This window comes from Pseudomonas agarici (genome assembly GCF_001543125.1).
Classification (GTDB): Bacteria; Pseudomonadota; Gammaproteobacteria; order Pseudomonadales; family Pseudomonadaceae; genus Aquipseudomonas; species Aquipseudomonas agarici.
Genome location: NZ_CP014135.1, coordinates 2,574,382 through 2,590,386, shown reverse-complemented (window position 1 = coordinate 2,590,386; position 16,005 = coordinate 2,574,382). Strand labels below are relative to the sequence as shown.

Annotated in this window: 16 protein-coding genes and 1 tRNA gene; 7 read left to right on the top strand and 10 right to left on the bottom strand. The window is 58.9% G+C overall.

The window, feature by feature from the left end; translation table 11 throughout:
- Positions 1-57: 57 nt before the first annotated feature.
- A complete protein-coding gene (locus AWM79_RS11365; RefSeq protein ID WP_060782852.1) occupies positions 58-672 on the bottom strand; it encodes an NAD(P)-dependent oxidoreductase in 615 nt (204 codons plus the stop codon).
- Between the two features lie 117 nt (positions 673-789).
- Between AWM79_RS11365 and AWM79_RS11360 the strand changes: the two genes are divergently transcribed.
- From AWM79_RS11360 to AWM79_RS11335, 6 genes are all read left to right on the top strand, one after another.
- Positions 790-1,695: a LysR family transcriptional regulator gene (locus AWM79_RS11360; protein WP_060782851.1), complete on the top strand. Its 906-nt coding sequence runs from the start codon at positions 790-792 to the stop codon at positions 1,693-1,695.
- Between the two features lie 229 nt (positions 1,696-1,924).
- The gene (locus AWM79_RS11355) at positions 1,925-3,442 is read left to right on the top strand and encodes an MDR family MFS transporter (RefSeq protein ID WP_060782850.1); all 1,518 of its coding nucleotides are present in this window, start codon (positions 1,925-1,927) and stop codon (positions 3,440-3,442) included.
- Between the two features lie 212 nt (positions 3,443-3,654).
- Positions 3,655-3,873 (top strand): cysteine-rich CWC family protein, encoded by a 219-nt coding sequence (locus AWM79_RS11350; RefSeq protein WP_017130986.1) that lies wholly within the window; start codon positions 3,655-3,657, stop codon positions 3,871-3,873.
- A 38-nt stretch (positions 3,874-3,911) separates the two neighbouring features.
- Positions 3,912-4,604 carry a pseudouridine synthase gene (locus tag AWM79_RS11345; protein WP_017130987.1) on the top strand — a complete coding sequence of 231 codons (693 nt, stop codon included), beginning with the start codon at positions 3,912-3,914 and terminating at the stop codon, positions 4,602-4,604.
- A gap of 147 nt (positions 4,605-4,751) precedes the next feature.
- A complete protein-coding gene (locus AWM79_RS11340; RefSeq protein WP_017130988.1) occupies positions 4,752-5,639 on the top strand; it encodes an alpha/beta fold hydrolase in 888 nt (295 codons plus the stop codon).
- Positions 5,640-5,900: 261 nt separating this feature from the next.
- Positions 5,901-5,974, top strand: a tRNA-Gly gene (locus AWM79_RS11335).
- A 404-nt stretch (positions 5,975-6,378) separates the two neighbouring features.
- Here the strand turns inward: AWM79_RS11335 and AWM79_RS11330 are convergent.
- The 8 genes from AWM79_RS11330 to AWM79_RS11295 form a co-directional block, all read right to left on the bottom strand.
- On the bottom strand, positions 6,379-7,140 hold the full coding sequence (locus tag AWM79_RS11330; protein ID WP_017130989.1) for a 1,6-dihydroxycyclohexa-2,4-diene-1-carboxylate dehydrogenase: 762 nt from the start codon (positions 7,138-7,140) through the stop codon (positions 6,379-6,381).
- Between the two features lie 10 nt (positions 7,141-7,150).
- Positions 7,151-8,173, bottom strand: coding sequence for a benzoate 1,2-dioxygenase electron transfer component BenC (gene benC, locus AWM79_RS11325; RefSeq protein ID WP_017130990.1), 1,023 nt, complete (start codon positions 8,171-8,173; stop codon positions 7,151-7,153).
- Between the two features lie 10 nt (positions 8,174-8,183).
- The gene (gene benB, locus AWM79_RS11320; RefSeq protein ID WP_017130991.1) at positions 8,184-8,672 is read right to left on the bottom strand and encodes a benzoate 1,2-dioxygenase small subunit; all 489 of its coding nucleotides are present in this window, start codon (positions 8,670-8,672) and stop codon (positions 8,184-8,186) included.
- The gene (locus AWM79_RS11315) at positions 8,669-10,045 is read right to left on the bottom strand and encodes a Rieske 2Fe-2S domain-containing protein (RefSeq protein WP_017130992.1); all 1,377 of its coding nucleotides are present in this window, start codon (positions 10,043-10,045) and stop codon (positions 8,669-8,671) included. Before AWM79_RS11315 ends, benB begins: the two co-directional genes overlap by 4 nt.
- An 86-nt stretch (positions 10,046-10,131) precedes the next feature.
- Positions 10,132-11,100, bottom strand: a complete 969-nt coding sequence (locus tag AWM79_RS11310) for an AraC family transcriptional regulator (RefSeq protein ID WP_060782849.1) — start codon at positions 11,098-11,100, stop codon at positions 10,132-10,134.
- A gap of 91 nt (positions 11,101-11,191) precedes the next feature.
- Positions 11,192-12,097 carry a catechol 1,2-dioxygenase gene (catA, locus tag AWM79_RS11305; RefSeq protein ID WP_060782848.1) on the bottom strand — a complete coding sequence of 302 codons (906 nt, stop codon included), beginning with the start codon at positions 12,095-12,097 and terminating at the stop codon, positions 11,192-11,194.
- Positions 12,098-12,157: 60 nt separating this feature from the next.
- The gene (gene catC / locus AWM79_RS11300) at positions 12,158-12,448 is read right to left on the bottom strand and encodes a muconolactone Delta-isomerase (RefSeq protein WP_017130995.1); all 291 of its coding nucleotides are present in this window, start codon (positions 12,446-12,448) and stop codon (positions 12,158-12,160) included.
- Positions 12,449-12,477: 29 nt separating this feature from the next.
- Positions 12,478-13,596, bottom strand: a complete 1,119-nt coding sequence (locus AWM79_RS11295) for a muconate cycloisomerase family protein (RefSeq protein ID WP_017130996.1) — start codon at positions 13,594-13,596, stop codon at positions 12,478-12,480.
- Positions 13,597-13,699: 103 nt separating this feature from the next.
- Here AWM79_RS11295 and AWM79_RS11290 point away from each other — a divergent pair, with 103 nt between their 5' ends.
- A complete protein-coding gene (locus AWM79_RS11290) occupies positions 13,700-14,566 on the top strand; it encodes a LysR family transcriptional regulator (protein ID WP_060782847.1) in 867 nt (288 codons plus the stop codon).
- A 96-nt stretch (positions 14,567-14,662) separates the two neighbouring features.
- On the opposite strand, the gene AWM79_RS11285 is transcribed toward AWM79_RS11290, so the two are convergent.
- On the bottom strand, positions 14,663-15,940 hold the full coding sequence (locus AWM79_RS11285) for a GGDEF domain-containing protein (protein ID WP_060783972.1): 1,278 nt from the start codon (positions 15,938-15,940) through the stop codon (positions 14,663-14,665).
- Positions 15,941-16,005: the final 65 nt, after the last annotated feature.

Here is a 16,005-nt window from a genome sequence, read left to right as displayed (position 1 = left end):
GTCGGGCACGGTCCCGTGGGACCGCGCTTGCTGCGCGCAACGATCGGGCTGGGACGCTCAATAACCGACGGTGAACCGCTGGCGCGAGTGAGCAGGCCGCTCGACTTCATCCAGCAGGGCAATCGCATAGTCGGCGAAGGTGATCCAACTGCTGCCGTCGGCGCTCACCAGCAGGTCATTCTTGCCCAGGCGAAAATGGCCGGTGCGCTCGCCTTCGACGAACTCCGCCGAAGGTGACAGGAAGCTCCAGTCCAGTTCCTTTTCCTGGCGAAGGCTTTCAAGGAAGGTCGCCCCGCCACTGGCCTCGGCCTTGTATTCCGCCGGGAATCCCGGACTGTCGATGACTCGACCGCCACCCGGCAGCAGCAACGAACCGGCACCACCCACCACCAGCAGGCGCTTGACTCCGGCTTTCTTCACCGGGCCGATCACCGCCGCAGCCGGCAGGGTGGCGAAATGCGCCGCGCTGATCACCACATCGTGACCGGCCACGGCCGCTTCCAGCGCAGCCGCATCGAGGGCATCGACCGCCTTGCTGACGACACCGGCGCGCGCCTCGATCTTCGCCGGGTTGCGGGCGATGGCAGTAACGCTATGACCGCGACGCAGGGCTTCTTCCAGCACCTGGCTACCGGCACGACCGGTAGCACCAATGATTGCAATCTTGCTCATGACGCTCTCCAAATGGATTGTTTACACTAAAGCAGGCAGTGAACAGAGCTTAGTTGCCCGATCCGATACAAAAAATGCGATGCTGGGACACAATTTGTTTCTGAAATCGGTCAAATCATGGATCGTCTTACAGCAATGCGGGTGTTTGTGACGGTGGTGGACTTGGGCAGCCAATCGGCGGCGGCTGACCACCTGGAGCTGTCGCGACCGGTGGTGTCGCGTTATCTGGCAGAGCTGGAGGATTGGGTCGGCGCACGCCTGATGCACCGCACCACACGCAAGTTGAGCCTGACGGCGGCCGGCAGCGAAACCCTGCCGCGTTGTCGGCAATTGCTGGAGCTCTCCAGCGACCTGCAGGCCGCCGTCAGTGCCCCGGATGAAGTTCCGCGGGGTTTGTTGCGGATCACCGTCAGCACCTCCTTCGGCCAGGCTCAGTTGGCCGATGCAATAGCCGAATACGTCAAGCGCTTCCCCGGCGTCAGCATCGACCTGCAGATGCTCGACCGCACCGTGAACCTGGTAGACCAACGCATCGACCTGGCGATTCGCATCAGCAACGACCTGGACCCGAACCTGATCGCCCGGCGACTGACGGTCTGTCGCTCGGTGATCTGCGCGTCACCGGCCTACCTGCACGAACACCAGGCCCCGCGGCGGGTCGAGGAACTGAGCAGCTACAACTGCCTGACGCACTCCTACTTTGGCAAGAGCCTCTGGTATTTCGAGCAGGACGGCGAGCAAGTATCGGTGCCGGTCCAAGGCAATATCAGCGCAAACGAAACCAGCACCCTGTTGCGGGCGACAATGGCCGGGGCCGGTATCTCGATGCTACCCACCTACCAGGCCGGAGCGCATATCCGCAGCGGCGAACTGGTGCGCCTGCTACCCCATGCCGAACCCAAGGCAATGAATATGTATGCAGTCTATGCCTCGCGCAAGCATATGCCGGCGACCCTGCGCAGCATGCTGGACTTCCTGGTGGCGCGTTTTCCCGAAACGCCCGCCTGGGACAATGGCCTCTAATCGCTTTCACCCTGGAGCGCAGGAACCATCCGCAAGACTTGCGTCTGGCAATGCGGCAGATCCGTCGGTCGATTTCGACCGACTCGCTGAAGAGGCTCGAACCGGCCTCTCGCGAAAAAAGTGCAGCGGCTTTCCTTATGAAGCTATCGAATAGCAAGCTATCTAGTACACTGGCAGTCATCCCCGCCCACCTGCCAGGGCGGGTCAACTATCGCGTGCAGGTTCTACCGTGACCAATCTTCAGCAACCCGGCCCGACGAAGCCGGCGATTCGCAGCATATTGATCGCCCTGATGCTGGCGATCTTCCTTGGCGCGCTGGACCAGACCATCGTCGCCGTCTCGATCCCCGCCATTTCCGCCCAGTTCAAGGATGTCGGCCTGTTGGCCTGGGTGATTTCCGGCTACATGGTCGCCATGACGGTCGCGGTACCGATCTACGGCAAGCTCGGCGACCTGTACGGTCGACGCAAACTGATGTTGTTTGGCATGGGACTGTTCACCTTGGCGTCGCTGTTCTGCGGCATGGCCCAGAGCATGGAACAACTGGTGATTGCCCGGATCATCCAGGGCATCGGTGCCGGCGGGATGATTTCGGTCAGCCAAGCGATCATCGGCGACATCATTCCGCCACGCGAGCGCGGTCGTTACCAGGGTTACTTCAGCGGCATGTATGCAGTGGCAAGCGTCGTCGGGCCGGTGCTCGGCGGCTATATGACCGAGTACCTGTCATGGCGTTGGGTGTTCCTGATCAACCTGCCGTTGGGATTGAGCGCCTGGTGGGTAGCCCACCGTACCCTGGTCGGCCTGCCAGTGCCACAGCGCAAGCCGATCATCGATTACCTCGGCACGCTGCTGATGATCGTCGGTCTGAGCGCTTTACTGCTGGGCATCACCGAGATCGGCCAGGGTCATCGTTGGAACGACAGCGATGTGTTGGGGCTGCTGGTGACGGCGGTGGCCGCCCTGGCGTTGTTCGTGCTGCACGAACGGCGTACCGCCGAACCATTGCTGCCGATGCACCTGTTCCTCAACCGCAATGCCCTGCTGTGCTGGTGCACGATGTTCTTTACCAGTTTCCAGGCGATTTCGCTGACCGTGCTGATGCCGCTACGCTTCCAGAGCGTGACCGGCGCCGGGGCCGACAGCGCGGCGCTACACCTGCTACCACTGGCGATGGGCTTACCCATGGGCGCCTACTTCGCGGGGCGGATGACCTCAGTGACCGGCTACTACAAACCGATGATCCTCAGCGGCGCGCTGCTGATGCCTCTGGCGATTGTCGGCATGGCATTCACGCCGCCCCAGGCAGAGCTACTGAGCAGCCTGTTCATGCTGCTCTGCGGGGTGGCCGGCGGCCTGCAATTTCCGACCTCGCTGGTGGGCACGCAGAATTCGGTGGAGCAACGGGATATCGGCGTCGCCACCAGCACCACCAACCTGTTCCGTTCCCTGGGCGGGGCGATGGGTGTCGCCTTGATGTCGGCGCTGCTGCTGGCGTTGTTGCAGGACTCGAGCCTGACGCACCTGGCGGGCACTCCGATGATCACCGAAGGCAGTTCGGGCAACGCTCTGCTCGAAGGCCTCAACGCCGCCCCTGGTCCCGCGCAGGAAGCTTCACGGGCGCAGTTGCTGTTGACCTTTCGCCATCTGCTGCTGATCAGCGCCGGCGTGGCGTTGCTGGGGTTACTCGCAGCCATCGCCATGCCCAACAAGGTGCTGCGCGGACGGGAAGACAAGGTCCGCTAACCGAGCATTTCCCCTGTGTCGAGCAGGTTCGCCACATTTTACCAGGCTCCTTCGCCCGTTCAATTCCGATCGGCACCGAAAACGCACGCATCGGCATTTGCGCAATGACCCGGCCAGTATGAAGAACCAGCTGGCCCGCGCCGGCCACGCGCGGTACAGTGCCAAGAGAAGCAGGCGCTACCACGTCCGCAGCAAACTGCCGAAATCCGCCGATGAATGACCCTAGCCTCTGCCCAGCCTGCAAAGCCCGCAACGACTGCACTCTGGCCGACCCGCGCACTGTCGGCCAGCCCTGCTGGTGCTACAGCGTCAACATCGACCGGGCGGTCCTCGAAGCCTTGCCAGCGCAATTGCGCAACGCCGCCTGCCTGTGTCCGCGTTGCGCCCAGGTGGACGAGCAACTGAAGCAGGCCCCGTCCTCGGCGTCATGAGGTAAAATTCCCGCCCGCTTCCCCATGACCCTCCCGCCATGCGCCTAGACCGTTTTCTCAGCAACTTGCCCTGCTTCAATCGTCGGCAGGCACGCCTGTTGCTGGTGGAAAAACGGGTCAGGGTCGACGGGCTGATCATCGCCGATCCGCATCATCAAGTGCGCGAGTTCAGTCGGGTCGAAATCGACGACGACGTACTGCAGGCAGGCCGCCCGCCGCGCTACTTCATGCTGCACAAACCCCAGGGCTGCGTCAGTGCCACCCACGACCCGCGGCACCGTACCGTCCTCGACCTGCTCCGGGAACCGGACGTCCATGACCTGCATATCGCCGGGCGCCTTGACTTCAACAGCACGGGTCTAATGCTGCTGACCAACGACGGACAGTGGTCGCGTCGCCTCACGCAACCGCAGGCCAAGCTGCCCAAGGTCTACCATGTGGAGACCGAGCAAGTGATCGGTCCTGAATACGCCGCGACCTTTGCCCAGGGCCTGTATTTCGCCTTCGAAGACCTCATCACCCAACCGGCCCAGCTTGAGTGCCTTGGATCCCATCGCGCCCGACTGAGCATCGTCGAAGGCCGCTATCACCAGGTCAAACGCATGTTCGGCCACTTCGACAACAAGGTCCTGCGCCTGCATCGCGAACGCATGGGTCCGCTGGTGCTCGACGACAGCCTCGCTCCCGGCCAATACCGTCCCTTGACGGACGAAGAGATCCGCCAAATCTGAGCGGCCCGCCATAGGGCAGAATGGCACGACGTCGGCCAGCGCTTTAGCGGTCCGGCATGAGTTGCAAACTCCAGGTGAATGCTTACCTGTCACATAGCTCCTGCATTGTCGGTTGCGCGCATACCCGCTCGCCAGGAGTCTTTCGACATGAGGCAAGAAACCGCCGTATTGGATATACAAGGTCAATATCGGGTTTACACGGAGTTCTATCGCGCAGATGCTGCGGAAAAGACCATCATCCTGGTCAACGGCTCGATGGCCACCACCGCGTCATTTGCACAGACCGTCAAGAACCTGCACCCGCAGTACAATGTCGTGTGCTACGACCAGCCCTATGCGGGCAAGTCCAAGGCCCACAACCGCCACGAGAAAATGCTGACCAGGGACATTGAAAGCCAGATCCTGCTGGAACTCGTCGACCACTTCAGCGCCGAACATGTGATGTCGTTTTCCTGGGGGGGCACTGCAGTGCTGACCGCCCTGACTCATCGCCCACGACGCGTGGAAAAGGCAGTGATCAGCTCGTTCTCGCCGGTAATCAACGAATCCATGCGTGACTACCTGGAGCGCGGCGTCGACTACCTCCGAGCCTGCGATCGCCATCGGGTCGGCCATCTGGTCAACAGCACCATTGGCAAGCACCTGCCATCGCTGTTCAAGCGCTTCAACTACCGGCATGTCAGCAGCCTGGCCGAGCACGAGTACGACCAGATGCACTTCCATCTCCACCAAGTGCTCACCAGCGACCGCCGATGCTACTTGAGGGGCGTGGACAAAATCGATATACCGGTGCTGTTCATGAATGGTGAATGGGACGAATACACGGCGCCCGAGGATGCCCGTCAATTCGACCGGCATGTGCGCCATAGCCAGTTCAGCATCATTCGCAGTGCCGGGCATTTTCTCGACATGGAACACAAATCTGCCTGCCTGGACAGTCGCCGTGCCTTGCTTGACTTCCTGAAACCCACTCATCAGGAAAGCCGGGCGCGGTACTACCGACAGGTTCACGAGCACCGGGCACAAGCCATGTGATCCCCGTCATCGCGAGCGACGGCGCTTCGGGCTACATCTGGCCGACGCTCGCCTGCCTGCGTTGGCACCTGACGAAAATCCGGCTCGCGAACTGCGCTAAAACACAGATTCGCAAAGAAAAACTTCAAATCCACGGCAACATCTGGTACAAAACCTGCCATCGAAGCGAATGTCATCTCATGACATGATCGTTGGCTTGCCAAGCTGATAACGAACGGTCTTATTGGACAGCTCGTTTGCCGCACGGTGAACACGCAAAATGCGGGTATAGTTTAGTGGCAAAACGAAAGCTTCCCAAGCTTTAGTTGAGGGTTCGATTCCCTCTACCCGCTCCATCTCTTCATCCCCGCATTACCCCCGCAGGCTTCCTAAAGCGTCAGAAATCCCGAAAGCACCGACTGCAAGCCATATCCGGTCATCTTGCAGATCAGCTTGCAATGCGAAATGTCCTAACCACTGAATCCCTTCATCAACGGGATCGACCGGGCAGTCGCAAGCTTATGCAGATTACGACAAGCGCCGCAGTGTCACCCAGCAGCGACCGGGATAGATGAAGTCTAAAGTCCATGGGTCTGACATATCAGCGTCGAATCCGGTAACGAGCCCGCAAGAGGGAGATGGCCACGTCATGGCCTTACTGAAACAGGCGCCGTTGCCAATCGAATGTACCTCAATGGTGCGCATGGCATTGCCCCGGTTATTTTTGTTGTATGTGAGGTCTCTGGGAAAAACCGGTCAATCAACCCAGGTCGCCACCGCCCACGGGCAAGGTCACGCCGGTGATGTATGAGGCTTCGTCGGAGGCCAGAAAAAGAATCGCGCCCGCTTGCTCGTCGATCGTCCCATAGCGCTTCATCAAACTGCTTTCGATCGTCTGATCGACGATTTGCTGATACCAAACCCGCTCCTGCTCGCTTTGCGGCTGGTTGTTACGTGGAATGCGGCGCGGCGGCGCCTCGGTGCCACCTGGCGCGGTAGCGTTGACACGCACCCCACTGCCAGCGGTCTCCAGCGCCAGGCAAGCGGTCAGCGCATTGACGCCACCTTTGGCCGCGCCGTAAGGCACGCGATTGAGGCTTCGCGTGGCAATAGAGGAAACGTTGACGATGGCGCCACTGCCTTGTTTGAGCATGTAAGGCAATACGCTGTGGCAGCACCACAACGTCGGAAACAACGAGCGGCGGATTTCCGCCTCGATCTCATCTGGCGCGTAATGCTCGAAGGGTTTGGCCCAGATCGTCCCGCCAACGTTGTTGATCAGGATATCGATCCGCCCGAATCCCTTGCTTGCCGCAGCCATGACGCGTGCGCACTCGGCGTGCTGCTCCAGGTCAGCCGTCAACGTCAGCACACGCTCACGCTGCAGTTCGTGAATCAGCTCGGAGCGGTCGACGGCGACCAGCAAGGCGCCCTCCTCCAGCAAACGTTCGGCAACACGCCGCCCGATGCCTTGGGCGGCGCCCGTCACCAATGCGACTTTTTCGTGGAAACGTGGGTTCATTTCACTGTCCTCAGGCGGCGTCGCCAGTCACCATTGCATTGGGCGTGAACTTCTCGTAATAGAAGCTGGCCGGAACGACACCCTGATCCTTGAAGTACTGCCGCACGGCATCCACCATCGGTGGCGGCCCACACAGATACACATCGACATCGCCATCGTTGAACACCTGCGCGGCCATGTGCTGGGTGACATAGCCTTGGCGCGGATGGAGGGTCTGGGGATCGGCGACACAGGTCACGAAGCTGAAGTTGGGCAGGCGCGTGGCGAAGGCTTCCAAGGCATCGACCAGCACCAGATCCTGATCGCGGGTCACGCCATAGATCAGCGACACCTTCTGCGTTCCAGCGCGCTCACCGAGCACTTCGAGCATCGACAGGAAGGGCGCAAGTCCAGTGCCACCGGCCAGGAACAACAGCGGTCGGGTCACTTCGCGCAGATAGAAACTGCCAAACGGACCGGTCATGACCACCTGATCGGCCGGCTGCGCTCGTTCCAGCCATCCGCTCATCAGTCCACCCGGCACATGTTTGATCAAAAAGCTCGCGTGCTTTTCGCCGGGGCGGCTGCTGAATGAATAGGAGCGTGTCTGTTCACTGCCCGGCACCTCGATATTGACGTACTGGCCGGGCAGGAAGACTGGCGCTTGATCCAGTTCGAAGCGGATCTGCAGCGCAGCGTCCGCGTGCCGGGTAATGTCGGCGACGGTGGCGGCGAACCGACCGGTGCCGGTCTTACAGGCACTGGAGGGCAAGGGGACGGTAATGATGCAGTCCGATTGCGGCACCATCTGGCAGGTAAGAACGAGCCTCTCCTGGGCCTCGTCCTCACTCAGCGCGTCTTCGATGTATTCATCGCCCAGGTCATAGGTGCCTTTCTCGCAACGGCATTTGCAAGTGCCACAGACGCCGTCGGCGCAGTCCATAGGCAGGTTGATACCTTGGCGAAAAGAGGCGTCCAGCACCTTCTCGCCCTCATCGCAATCGATGAAACGTGTCACGCCATCTTCAAAATTGAGGGCTATGGAGTATGTCATGGCGCTGTCCTCAGATGTGATAGATGTCGATGACCTGATGGATATAATCGTTTTTCAGCACCACTTTCTTACGCGTGATCAGTGGCTGTTGCGCGCTGATATCGAGGCGATAGAAGGACGTGCCAAAGTACGTGTCCGTGGTCTTGTATCGATGGCTGAGGGTTTGCCAGTTGAAACGTAGCTCCACCTGTCCGGCGTTTTCGGCCAGTACTTCAACGTTGGCAATGAAATGTGCGGTGCGCGGCTCAGGCATGCTGGCACTGGAGCGCTCGGTCTTGATACGAAATATACGGTCTTCCAGACCGTCGCGGTTGGGGTAGTAAATCAGCGAGATCTCGCTCTGCGGATCTTCCGTCAGCGTGTCGTGGTCGTCCCACGCGGGCATCCAAAACTCGGCCTTTGGCGAGTAACACTCCAGCCACTCGTCCCACTGACGATCATCTAGCAGCCGCGCTTCGCGGTAGAGAAAAGCAAGCAGGTTTTCGCGGGAAATGCTCACGAGCGTGCCTCCTTGTCAGTGGCGATCAGACTGTGTTGCTCAAGCTCGATCGCTCGTTGCAAGCTGGCCGCCCAGTGAGCGTGTTGACGCACGAACAAGCCTTCGTCCTCGGTCTTTACCCCGCTGAGCTGCGGATTCATGCCCATGGCGCGCGCATTGTCATCGGCACCGTCAACCCATTGCTTGGCGCCCCGACTCAGGTCATTCCATAGGTTCGTCGCACCTTGATAACCGGTCTGGCAGGCACGGAATTCCTCCAGATCATCGGGGGTACCCATGCCACTGACATTGAAAAAGTCCTCGTACTGACGAATACGCGTGGTGCGCTCCTGGGCGCTTTCGCCCTTGGGCGCCATGCAATAGATTGTCACCTCGGTTTTGTCGACCGCAATGGGTCGCACCACACGGATCTGTGTCGAGAACTGATCCATGAGGTAAACGTTGGGGTACAGGCAGAGGTTGCGGGTCTGGTCGACGATAAAATCGGCGCGCGCCTGCCCCAGGCGTTCAGCTAACTGTGCACGATGTGCATGCACCGGTCGCACTTCAGGATTGAGCAGCCGAGTCCAGAGCAGGATGTGACCATGTTTGAACGCATACACCCCGCCCTGGCTCTTCGACCAGCCATTGGCGTCGACAGCGCGCGTGCCCTCGGACTGGTAATTGCGACGGCCCGTGGTCGCCGAATAATTCCAGTGCACGGAGCTGACGTGATAACCGTCGGCGCCGTTTTCGATCTGCAATTTCCAGTTGCCATCGTAGAGGTAAGACGAGCTGCCCCGCAGGACTTCGAACCCTTCAGGCGCTTGATCAACCATCTGGTCAATGATGACGCGGGTTTCTCCCAGATAATCATCGAGCTCGGGGACCGCTTCACTGAGACTGCCAAACAGAAAACCACGATAATTTTCAAAACGGCCCAGACGTTTAAGATCATGAGAACCGTCGCAATCGAAACTGTCCGGGTAGGCGCCGGTCTTGGCGTCTTTGACTTTGAGCAACTTACCGGCGTTGCTGAATGTCCAGCCATGAAACGGGCAGGTAAAGGAGCCTTTATTGCCCTGCTTACGGCGGCACAGCATGGCGCCACGGTGGGCGCAGGAATTGACCATTCCGTGCAAGACACCTTGTTTGTCACGGGTAATGACGACAGGCTGACGGCCAATGTAGGTGGTGAAGTAGTCGTTGATTTCCGGCACTTGGCTTTCATGTGCCAGGTAAATCCAACCACTTTCAAAGATGTGCTTCATTTCCAACGCGAACAAATCGGCGTCCGTGAAGATATCGCGGCGGCAGCGAAAGACGCCGGTGGCGGGATCTTCCTGAACGGACTCACTGAGCTGACGGGCAAGCCGGTCGAGTGTACTGGTCATGGGGATAGGCCCTCGGTTGTTCTTGTATCAGGCCTGTTTACCCTAGCTCCTTATTCCCACCACCAGTATCCGTCTGCTGCAAATAACTATCCGCCAGGCGCAAACCGCTCGCGCTGACGACGCCGGGTTTGCGACGGTAATTCGCCGAAACGCTTGCGATAGGCCTCGGAGAATCGCCCTAAATGGACAAAACCGTGATCGAGGGCCACTTCGGTCACGCTACGCGCAGTCGCTGCTTGGAGTTGCGCATGCACACTTTCCAGCTTGCGTTGGCGCATATAATCACGGGGAGAAAGACCGACATGACGCTCGAACAACAGATAAAGCGAGCGCTCGCTGACCCAGGAGATCGCCATGAGCTGTTCAAGGCTGATGTCTTCAGTCAAGTGCTCCTCGATGAATTGCCGTATCGGCTCGAAACCACCGCTCTCCTCCTGCTTGGGGATGACTCTCAACACATTGCTGGCCAACAAGGCCAGCAGCTTTTTAGCAAGGATTCGCTCGTACAGCGCCTCGACTTGCGGATCCGCGGAGTTCTCGGCCTCGTGGCAGATCAAGCCCAGCAACTGCAAAAAACCGCTCAGGGCATTGAGTTCATGGCGCTCGGCAACAAAGCGAATGCCCTGTTGTGGAAGCGTCCAATGCTGCTCCAGACAGGTGTTCTCCAGCAGCCTGACAGGTAACTTGACGATGAATTTCTCGCAGTCGGCGGAATACGTCAGGTCCACCGGGTCATCCGGATTAATGAGCAGAACCTCGCCAGCGCGCAAAATCTGTTCCTGACCTCGGGAGTCAGATCGACAATGCCCGCGCAACAGAATCTGCAGATGGTAGATCGTTTCCAATGCCGTGGACGTCACCTGCACTGGCGCGCCATAACTGATACGACACAAATCCATGCTCGAAAAGGTTCGGTGACTGATACTCGCTCGCGGACGGCCCTTAGGCAGCAGGCGGATGCAGTGGCTACCCACATGCTGATTCACGTAATCCGACACGACATAGGCATCGGCACGGTGAAAAATCTGACTGCGCGCACTCAATAACGGAGTCATGTTGCGCCTCTCTTTCTATCAAGGTCAGATGAAACCACAAGGCCCCAACAACTAGCGCTGCGGGGGCCATGGCATCAACCAAGACGTTGGTTCACACCTCCAGGGCTCTCACACGCTCTAGGCGACTCTCGTCTTCGGCAGCGGTAGCAGGCTGAAGCACGAAATCGAATTCGATATCGGCCCGCCGGCCATTGCTATCATCGCTGAAATGAATCTGTGCGATCAGCTCATCACGTGTCGCATACGCAAAATCATCATGCAGGTACTGGTCACCCGCCAGGTTGATCTGGGTGGTCAAGTGGCGATGTCCAGGTGCCGAGATGAAAAAATGCACGTGGGCAGGACGCTGGCCGTGACGGCCCAATTGATCGAGCAGTTGCTGGGTGGGGCCATCCGGAGGGCAGCCGTAACCCGACGGCACGATACTCTGAAGGCGATAACGACCTTGAGCATCGGTGAGTATGCGACGGCGCAGATTGAACTCGGACTGCGATGGATCGAAATACGAGTAACTACCACCGCTATTGGCATGCCACACATCCACCACGGCGTTCGCCAAAGGCGCACCAGCGGTATCGCGCACCTGGCCGGTCATGAACATCACGGTGCCTGGGTCCTGACCATCGTCGAGGCGAGCAAAGTGTTCTGAAATAGGCGCGCCCGCGACATAAAGCGGGCCTTCGATGGTGCGGGGCGTGCCGCCCACATGGCCGGCCTGTTCGTCTTCGGCGTCCATCAACATGTCCAGATAGTGCTCAAGCCCCAGGCCCGCGACGAGCAAACCGGCTTCCTGGCGACGGCCCAGATCATTAAGGTAGTTGACGGCCTTCCAGAACTCTTCAGGCGTAATCTGCAAGTCCTCGATGATTTTGATCGAATCATTCAGGACACGATGAACGACGGTCTTCAGTCGCTGGCTGCCGGCTGGCTGGTCGAAGCCGGAGGCTTTTTCGAGAAATTGCTGCACTTCAGCGGTTTGGGAAATACGAACGGTCATGGCTTTTGCCCTCATCAATTTATTTGTTCTTGTTGATGTCAGTGCTACGAATCCGCTAACTCAGCGATCGTCGTTATGGATTGAGGATGGATGTCGACACATCGGTGTCACTTCGATTTCCATGTAGGGGTACAACGGTAGTTGCATCAACGTGTCATGCAGTGCCTGGTTGTCCGCCACATCAAAGACACTGACATTTGCATAGAGCCCGGCAAGGCGCCAGAGATGGCGCCAGGTGCCTTCTCGTTGCAGGCGCTGGGCGAGTTCCTTTTCGTCGGCCTTAAGCTGGGCGGCTTGCTCAGCCGGCATATCGGTCGGAAGTTTGACGGTCATGCGCACATGGAAAAGCATGTCGTGAGTATCCTTTGGAGGTTAGTCAATCAGCCGCGAGAGAAGTGCGAAAGGCGTTCGGCATCAAGCTCGATGCCTAGCCCCGGGCCGCGCGGGATCATCAGTTGGAAATCCCGATAAACAGGAGGGGCGAGCAAAATGTCTTCGGTCAATAGTAGCGGACCGAAAAGCTCGGTATGCCACTCCAGCTTGTCGAGCGTGGCAAATGCGTGAGCCGAGGCCAAAGTGCCGATGCTACCTTCAAGCATCGTGCCGCCGTAGAGGCCGATGCCCGCCGCTTGCGCAATGGCGGCGGTACGTAACACCGCCATAGGCCCACCTGTTTTGGCGATTTTCAGTGCAAAAATCGACGCCGCGCCCATCTGCGCCAACGCAAAGCTGTCTTGAACCGATTCGATAGCTTCATCAGCCATCAGCGGGATGGGACTATGGGCGCTCAGCCGAACCATGCCCGCACGATCATATCGAGACAACGGCTGCTCTATAAGCTCAACGCCGGCATCCGCCAGCAGTCGACAGGCCCGAACGGCGACCGCTTCACTCCATGCCTGGTTGATATCCACACGAACGCTGGCTCGGTCGCCCAATGCCCGTTTGATGGCGGCGACATGGGCGATATCTCGCGCCGGTTCTCCAGCACCTATTTTCAGTTTGAAGTGACGGTGGCGGCGCACTTCGAGCATGCGCTCAGCCTCTTCGATATCTTTGACCGTATCGCCACTGGCCAACGTCCAGGCGACTTCGACACCGTCTCGTACCCGCCCACCCAACAACTCCGCGACAGGCAGGCCAAGACGCTTACCCTGAGCATCGAGCAGCGCCGTCTCTACCGCCGAGCGGGCAAAGGTATTGCCACGAATAGCGTGATCGACCCTTTGCATCGCCGCGTTGAGGTTAGTGGCGTCTTGCCCGATCAGCAGCGGTGCAAACCAGGTCTCAAGGTTCACTTTAATGCTTTCCGGGCTTTCGCCAGCGTAGGCCAGACCGCCGATGGTGGTGGCTTCGCCAATGCCGACAATGCCATCGCTGGCCTGAATTTGCAGGATCACCAAAGTCTGACCACGCATCGTGTGCATCGCTAGCTTATGCGCACGGATGGTAGGCAAATCGACGATCTGAATGGTGAAGCGTTCGATGATGGCAGTCATGGGGATCCCGTCTGCATTGTGTTTGTTCTTGAAACAGAGATTGACTCTGGCAAAGCTGACCGTCCAATATTGAATAGGTCTCGCTTAATACCTCGGAGGTATCGTGGAACTTCGTCATTTGCGCTACTTTCGGATGCTCGCCCAGACCCTAAACTTCACACGCGCGGCGCAACGATTGAATATTGCCCAGCCCCCGCTAAGTCGCCAGATTCAGCAACTGGAAGATGAGTTGGGGGTGGCACTGCTTGAGCGCTCCAGACCTTTGCGGTTGACTGAGGCCGGTCGTTTTTTTCATGAACACTGCGGTCAGCTACTTGAGCAATTAGCGCGGATTACCGACGACACTCGACGTATCGCCACCGGTCAGAAGCGCTGGCTCGGAATCGGTTTTGCACCGTCCACGTTGTACGGAGCGTTACCCGGCTTGATTCGCCAGTTGCGCAGCTTGGGCGATGTGGAATTGGGACTGTCGGAGCTCATCACTTTGCAGCAGCTCGAAGCACTGAAGAGTGGTCGCATAGACATCGGTTTCGGCCGAATGCTGTTCGATGATCCGGCCATCACCCAGGAAGTCTTACGGCAGGACCCTTTGGTCGCGGCGCTACCGGCGGCTCATCCACTGCTGAGCGGCCCCGCGACGCTTGAACAACTGGCGGCGGAGCCATTCGTTCTTTACCCAGGAACCCCACGCCCCAGCTATGCCGACCATGTACTGGGAATATTCGCGGCCCAAGGCCTGCGAATCCGCGTCGTCCAAACGGTCAACGAGCTGCAAACCGCGATAGGCCTGGTAGCCGCCGGCATTGGTATTACGCTGGTACCCGCCTCGGTGCAAAGACTGCACCGCGATGATATCGGCTATACGCCGTTGCTGGACAGCAGCGCTACCTCGCCGATAGTAGTGAGTTACCGTGCAGGAGATGTTTCGCCTCTACTCAGGCAGTGCCTTGGTTTTTTGGACAAAAAGTAAATCTGATCTTGTAAAGCGCCAGGGCCAATAGCGCTTGCACCAACGGACCCTTCCCGCAGGCTATAAGTCACTTTTCAGAACCTCTCCCCTGGCACCTCAATGAGTCAAGGCATCGCCGCGCTTGACCCCATACATCGCTTCATCGGCATGCTTGAACAACTGCTGCGCCTCTTCACCGTTCTGCGGGTACAGGGCAATCCCGATACTCGGCGTGACCCTCAGTTCACAGTCTTGCCAGATCATCGGCTCGTTGAGCTGTCGACGGATCTTGTCGGCGACCTCGGCAGCAAATTCGCGCAAATGCAGTTGCTCCAGCAGAACGATGAATTCATCCCCACCGATACGGGCCACAGTGTCGGTTTCGCCCACACATTGCTGCAGACGCCGGGCCACTTCCTGCAAGAGCAGATCGCCAACCCCATGGCCGAAGTTGTCGTTGACCTGCTTGAACTTGTCCAGATCGACATACAGCAGCGCCAACTGCCCGCGCTCGCACCGCGCCCTGGCCAGCGCCGCTTTCAAGCGCTCATGCAGAAACGCCCGGTTAGGCAGATGGGTCAACTGGTCATAACGCGCCATGTATTGCAGGCGCGCGTGCAGTTGTTTGCGCTCGATGGCTGCCGCCACCTGCGCCGAGACGAACTGCAACAGATCCTGATCGTGTTCGGTGTAGCGCTGGCCATCCGAGCTCCTTGCCAGCAACGCGCCAATGATGCCGTTCTGCGAGGTCAATGGCACGCCAAGACAGGGAGCATCCTCATCGTTGAGCAACAACGGCAGGCCGCCACGCACGATCCGAGAGCAATGGCTATCGACATGACACAGCACCCGGCGGTCGTCGATGTGATAGGGGAAACTCAACTGGTCCCGCGACGCGTCATACAGCGCCACACAGAAATTCTGCGCCGGCAACCACTCGCCGATAATCCGGTGTACCCGCTGGAACAAGGTCAACAGGTCCTCGGTGGCGTGGGCGGCTTCGGAAATTGCGTAGAGCGCCACCTGTTTCGCCTCGGCAAGCTTGCGCTCGGTAACGTCTCGAGCCACGGCAATACGCAGTTGATCGGCTTCGGACCAACGCGCCGACCACATGATATGGACCACCCGGCCATCCTTGCGTACATAGCGGTTCTCGAAATGCGGCTTGGGCTCGCCGGCCATGATTTCAGCGGCGGCCTTGAGGGTTCGCTCGCGATCGGCGGGCAAGACCAGCTCGATCATCGAGGTGCCGATCAATTCGTCCGGCGTATAACCGAAGATGCGCTCGCAGGCGGCGCTGACAAAAACGAAACGCCCTTGGACATCAACGGCACACACCACATCGAGCAACAGATCGATATAGCTGGCCAGCGGTGTGACAGTCTTGGTTTCCATCAGAAAGAGATCGCCAGAAAAATTAAGCGTCAGCATCGATCCATGGAAAACCGTGGCTCCCTGCC